The sequence below is a fragment of the Paenibacillus zanthoxyli JH29 genome (assembly GCF_000520715.1).
GTDB classification, from domain to species: domain Bacteria; phylum Bacillota; class Bacilli; order Paenibacillales; family Paenibacillaceae; genus Paenibacillus_AQ; species Paenibacillus_AQ zanthoxyli.
In genome coordinates this window covers 1-5327 of the sequence record NZ_ASSD01000621.1, presented here as the reverse complement: position 1 = coordinate 5327, position 5327 = coordinate 1, and the positions used below count along the sequence as shown (strand labels likewise).

The 5327-nt window shown below is 52.1% G+C and carries 6 protein-coding genes and 2 pseudogenes; 4 read left to right on the top strand and 4 right to left on the bottom strand.

Annotation, left to right across the window (positions count from 1 at the left end; genetic code table 11):
- Positions 1-91: 91 nt before the first annotated feature.
- The 3 genes and pseudogenes from L691_RS29980 to L691_RS29975 all read left to right on the top strand — a co-directional run.
- Positions 92-463, top strand: a pseudogene (locus L691_RS29980) (HAD-IA family hydrolase); the annotation flags it as partial.
- A gap of 57 nt (positions 464-520) precedes the next feature.
- Positions 521-658 carry a hypothetical protein gene (locus L691_RS33790; RefSeq protein WP_232229264.1) on the top strand — a complete coding sequence of 46 codons (138 nt, stop codon included), beginning with the start codon at positions 521-523 and terminating at the stop codon, positions 656-658.
- A 2-nt stretch (positions 659-660) separates the two neighbouring features.
- The gene (locus L691_RS29975) at positions 661-1437 is read left to right on the top strand and encodes a serine/threonine protein kinase (RefSeq protein WP_232229265.1); all 777 of its coding nucleotides are present in this window, start codon (positions 661-663) and stop codon (positions 1435-1437) included.
- 66 nt (positions 1438-1503) lie between these two features.
- On the opposite strand, the pseudogene L691_RS0123905 reads toward L691_RS29975, so the two are convergent.
- From L691_RS0123905 to L691_RS0123885, 4 genes and pseudogenes are all read right to left on the bottom strand, one after another.
- Positions 1504-1815 (bottom strand): annotated as a pseudogene (locus tag L691_RS0123905) (VWA domain-containing protein); the annotation flags it as partial.
- 320 nt (positions 1816-2135) lie between these two features.
- On the bottom strand, positions 2136-2246 hold the full coding sequence (locus L691_RS33785; RefSeq protein ID WP_211245151.1) for a YjcZ family sporulation protein: 111 nt from the start codon (positions 2244-2246) through the stop codon (positions 2136-2138).
- Positions 2247-2486: 240 nt separating this feature from the next.
- On the bottom strand, positions 2487-3791 hold the full coding sequence (locus L691_RS0123890; RefSeq protein ID WP_025692789.1) for an aminotransferase class I/II-fold pyridoxal phosphate-dependent enzyme: 1305 nt from the start codon (positions 3789-3791) through the stop codon (positions 2487-2489).
- Between the two features lie 250 nt (positions 3792-4041).
- Positions 4042-4659 carry a pyridoxamine 5'-phosphate oxidase family protein gene (locus L691_RS0123885; protein WP_025692788.1) on the bottom strand — a complete coding sequence of 206 codons (618 nt, stop codon included), beginning with the start codon at positions 4657-4659 and terminating at the stop codon, positions 4042-4044.
- 119 nt (positions 4660-4778) lie between these two features.
- Between L691_RS0123885 and L691_RS32270 the strand changes: the two genes are divergently transcribed.
- A partial coding sequence (locus L691_RS32270; protein ID WP_036738011.1) for a GntR family transcriptional regulator occupies positions 4779-5327 on the top strand: 549 nt, incomplete at its 3' end.

The window sequence follows — 5327 nt, the reverse complement described above, 5'->3', positions numbered from 1 at the left end:
GGTAAAATCCAGAACCCTTGCCGTTGATTTATTTAATGAGCTCTCGGACAAATATGGCTATCAGAAAATGAAATAAGAAGACGTAGAGGAATTATCAAAGCTTTCCATTATGGAGCGAATTCAAAAATTAAATGTCCCTATCCTCAAATTCCCTATGCTTGTTAGAGAAATGAAACAGTTATATCGTAATTACGTAATTGGACTGGACTTGGTAGATGGAGCTTCTGATTTGTTATATGGATTGAAAAACCAAGGATACCAGTTAGGAATTCTATCTTCAAATACAGAGGATAATATCAATCATTTCCTGGTTGCCAATCAAATCCAAATCTTTGATTATGTTTTTGTAGCCAGCAATCTTTTTGGCAAGGATAAAGCCATTAAAAAATTAATTAATCATTATAATCTCCCGAAAGATCAAGTTTTGTATATTGGCGATGAACTGCGAGATGTAGAGGCTTGACACATAATGGTCTATAGTAGAAAAATTAGGATGAACCGCTATATAGGAGGCTGAAGCATGAATAGCGTGAAGGGTGATGACAATCTAGCCCGGAATACGAAACTTCGCGGCACCTATCAGATTCGGAGCCGCTGTACCGCAGCGAGCTGTCGATTGTCTACCAGGCCCGGTGCACCCAAGGCGAGTCGGCCTTGAAGGTGGTTGTTAAGGAATTTTTCCCGGCGCTTCTGGCTGAAAGAACCACTGACAAACAGGCGGTGAAGTGCCGCTCGCACTCGCTGGCAGGAAAGTACCGGGAGCTGATGGATTCCTTTTTGCAGGAAGCGGAGATTTTGAAGGAGCTGAGGCATCCGGGGATTGTAGGTTATGTGGACCATTTTGAAGAGAACGGTACGGCCTATCTTGTCATGGAGTACTGCGAAGGTCAGACCCTGGACAAGCTTATCAAGGGCCGGAACACCCCGGTTGATGCAGCATTCCTCCGCAGCACGCTGCTGCCGCTAATCGACGCGCTGAAGTTTATTCACAAAAATGGTTTTATCCACCGGGATATTAAACCGGGAAATATTATGGTTGGAGAAGGCGGCGAGGTTAAGCTTCTGGATTTCGGATCGGCTGTAAGATATGAAGGCAAAGCGCATCCAGTCTTTACAACCGCTGGCTATTCGCCGCTGGAGTTCTATTCGAGCCGCTCCTGTCAGGGACCGGTCTCCGACATGTATAGTTTGGCCGCTACGGTGTACTATTGCTGTAACGGGACCCCTCCCCCAGACGTGCCGAAGCGGTTGTTCCGGGACGATCTGCAGCCAGTTGCGCTCAGCGGCAGTGCTTTTTCCCCGCTGCTGTCCTTTGTCATTCGCCGGGCTCTTGCTGTGAAGCATCAGCGGCGGGTCCGTTCATTCCGCTGGTTCCAGGCCGCTCTGCAGGCGGAATATTGGCTGAACAGAGGGAAGCGTCAGCGCTCTGGAGGATAACCTTCAGGGCTGACGCTTTTTCAGGCGCCCTTGTACCCGAGCAGCGCAGCTCCGCTTGACCCCTGCTTATCCGGCCCGGTTCGAATCTCCGCCGGTGTAAATGTTCGTTACCGGCTTAATCGCCTTGTAGCGAAGCTCAATTTCCGTTATTCCATCCTCGAATGTGATGTACAGCTTCTCATTGTAGGACATGACTGCCTTTTGATTTCTCGCGACCGGCGTCTTGCCGTGCTGGACCGCGCAGCGCGTATCGTGTTTGACGGTCAGCGTTCCGTTTTTACCTGGCATGAAGACGATCCGCTCCGCTTCCGGCAGGGGCTCATGCACAGCAAGCGAGCGGAACAGCTCATTTAGTGTAACCTTGCGCCCAGGGAAGGAAAAAAATACAAAAAATGATGCGGCGCCTGGAAATGAACAGTCCAAAACTCAGCTATGCCCTGGATATGGCCGGTCAAACCGCAAGGAACTACATGAAGAGCAAAGCTCAAGAGAGAGTGGAAAAGAAGGTGCAGGAGGAAGGCTGGGCCCCACACTGTAACAGAAAAAGAGATCCTGGGGTCCTTGGCGGACTAGTCCGGATCTCTTTATTTTCTCTCGAAAAGTTCTTCCGCCGATTGTGCCGTGGGGACAAAGCGGCGTGAACATGATGGGAGGGAAGGGAGCCGGCAGGCTCTCTTCCGAAGATGAATCAATGCCGATTAGATAAACAGAGAACGGGTGATGATAACCAGCAAAATGAAGAGAACTAGGATGGCTCCAGTGCTGGTGAAAGGTCCGTATCCGTATCCGCCTCTTACTTCTTCGCTCATGTTCATTCCCCTTTCGGTGAGTTGTTGTACTTGTGTACACCGTATTGTATGTGTCTCATTCTTCTGTGGTATAGGCCGATGCCATTGGAGCCTGCAAAATAAAAGAAGGATTCCCCGCAGAAGCTTCCCTAGTATTTGCGGCTCCAACAGCTGCCGCATGATACACATGCCGCATGATGCACACGCAAAAAGCCTCCGCATGCGTTATGCGGAGGCTGATATATAGGCTGGATCTAAACGTTATTTGGCTTTCTCCAAATCGCGGATGCCTGCGTATACCAGGTCGAACAGCTCTTCCAGATTCTCCTCTGCAATGCAGGAGAAGGCGATGCGCAGGTCGGTGTCGCCAAGGGCAATGGTGCCAAGGCCGTAATTGTGGATCAGATGCTGGCGCAGTTCTTCCGCATGGACCGTATGAAGCTTCAGGCACATGAAATAGCCGGAGTTAAAAGGATAATACGTCCATACTTCGTCTCCATACTTGCCGCTGTCGAGCAGCGACTTGACCTTATTGGCCCGGCCCTTCATGACCCGGAACTTCTCTTCTTTCTGTTCGACGAATTCCGGCGCCTTGAGCGCATCGAGCACGAACGTCTGCGAAGGATGCGGTCCGCTGGAAATGGTGGCCCGGATAATGCCGAGCGTCTTTTGCTCCAGGGCGGCCAGCACGTCTTTGCTCTCGGAAGCATAAGTGATGAAGCCTACGCGGAAGCCCCATACGTATTCCTCTTTGGTCGCGCCGTCGATCTTGACGGCAAGCACGCGCGGGTGCACGTTCGCCAGCTTGCCGAACAGCGATTCCTTGAGGGAATCCTCGAAGAAGAGTCCGAAATAGGCGTCATCACACACCGCAACTACGTTAACGCCTTCTTCCGCCGCGCGCAGAATCGCCGCAACGATCGCGTCGCCTTCCTTGATGCCCGGCGTGTAGCCCGTCGGGTTATTCGGGAAGTTCAGCAGCACGATCGCCTTGCCTTTGTCCTTCTGCGACAGGAGCGCCTGAAGCAGTCCGTCGCTGTTGAAGGTCATGTCTTCGGTGAACAGCGGATAGGTAACCAGATCTGCATGGCGGCGGACGCTGAAGGTCAGCTCGTAGTTCTCCCAGTTCTTATCGGGATAGATGACAGCGTCGCCGGACCCGGCGAACAGGTCGGCGACGATGCTGAGTCCGTGGGTTAGCGCATTGGTTACGATTGGATTGCCAAAGGATTTGCCCTCTAGAGAAGGGTTCTCGCGGAGCATTTTTTCGCGCCATACGGTGCGCAGCTCCGGTTTGCCCGCCGGTGGAGCGTAGCCGTATAAGTCCTTCGGGGCAAATGCGGAGAGCTTCTCCTGAATGACGTTCAGATGCATTGGGCCGCCGTTCTCGGTGGCGATGCCGATGGTGGCGTTGTATTTCTTGGCATGAGCGGTCGCCTCGGCGGATTGGCTCAGAATGCCTACTTTTGGAAAATAAATATCTCTGCCAAGAGTGGACAGCATGTCGTATACATGCTCATTTCCGGCTTTAATGCTTTCGTTTAATTGTCCAGCCTGTGGATTCATCGGTTTCATCCTTCCGGGTATCTTTGAAATCGGAGCACACTTACGATGGGAGCACCCTTGAAATCGTTAGCAAACATCCTAACATTGCCTAACATTATATCATTTGTGGTACGGGACAGTCACTTCGGAATATCGGTTTTTTCTAAAAGAATTGGGGATAATTTTAAGGCTTTTGATAAACGTTCACACGCAAATCGGGGACTGTCCGCGTTATACGGACAATCCCCGATTATATTCACCTATTTAACAGTTAAGAGGAGTGGAACGGACAGAATTTTTCCATCATTTCCACCGTTTCTGCATCCCGTTCCCCGCCTCTGGCCTCAAGCCCGCTGATGACAGCGCTGCGGTCTTCTTCCTTCAGATTTTGCCCGAACTTGAATTTGGCGGTAATTTCTTCCGGAACGATCCGCACGACAGCGACCGCTTTAAGCTGGGGACGGTACTTCGGATTCTCCGCATCAATGGGGTCATACCCGCCCTCTGGCTGGAGCTTCTTCATGAACTTTCCGAGCGCTGCCGCTTTTTCGCTTAAATCGGTGACGATCTCGGCCGTGCCGAAGGCAGTGACGCTTTTGAAAAAGGCGGTGGCCGGGCAGGCCATTTGGGGGTCGGTAAAATACGAAGGAATCAAGGAAAACTCATCCGCTACGGTGAAACAGACCTTGTCCATCTTGCGGATCGCGTCCATCTTGCCGCCGGCATGGCTGCCGTGGAAATAAAAGCATCCTTCGGTATAGACGAAATTAAGCGGGATGACGCGCGGACGGCCCTGTCCATCAATCGTGCCGAGAAAGCCGAAGCTCATTTCATCCAGAAAGGATTGCAGTTCTTCTTCCTGTTCGACTTTAAATTCTTTTCTTCTCATTTGCAGTGCTCCTTTGTCTGATAAAAATGGTTAACCAATAGCATACCAGGAGATTGACAAGAAAAAAGAGCCCATTTACATTATTTTTATTGGTCCACTTGAATGGGGGGAAGGAAGGCATGGACGCTATTCCAATATTAAGCTTTGACGAATACTTGACCGAATACCGCTATAAGTATCTCGCGCTGTATCATGCGCTTAGGGCGGCGATTCTAAGCGGGAATTTGCCGGGAGGCGCGCGGCTTCCCTCCACTCGCAAACTTGCCGCTTTATACGGTCTGTCGCGGGGGTCGGCGGCTCAGGTGTACGATATGCTCAGCGCTGACGGCTATGTAAAATCGGAAACGGGACGGGGCACCTTCGTGTCCAAGGACAGCTTCGTGACGGAGGGTGGACAAGCGGCGGAAAAAAGAGCGGGGCAGACGCAGGATCATTCGGGGACGGCGGACGGAAGCACGGGACAGACGGAAGCCTGCTCGGGAACGGCGGCTCATCCCGGCGAAGCGGGACGAAACCGAAACCGCGCCTCCGTTAGGGAAGGCCGGTCTGCGGAAGCCTTGGCTCATCCAGGCAGGCCGGGAAGTCCGCTCTCCGCAGGAGGGAGCGGCGGAACCTCGCTTCCGGCGGAGAGAGCGGCGGCAATCCCGGACCTTACGGCGGACATTCCG

Coding starts and splice junctions, on each gene's coding strand:
- L691_RS33790 (WP_232229264.1), top strand. CDS start 521: ATGAATAGCGTGAAGGGTGATGACAATCTAGCCCGGAATACGAAACTT.
- L691_RS0123885 (WP_025692788.1), bottom strand. CDS start 4,659: ATGAGAAGAAAAGAATTTAAAGTCGAACAGGAAGAAGAACTGCAATCC.
- L691_RS33785 (WP_211245151.1), bottom strand. CDS start 2,246: ATGAGCGAAGAAGTAAGAGGCGGATACGGATACGGACCTTTCACCAGC.
- L691_RS0123890 (WP_025692789.1), bottom strand. CDS start 3,791: ATGAATCCACAGGCTGGACAATTAAACGAAAGCATTAAAGCCGGAAAT.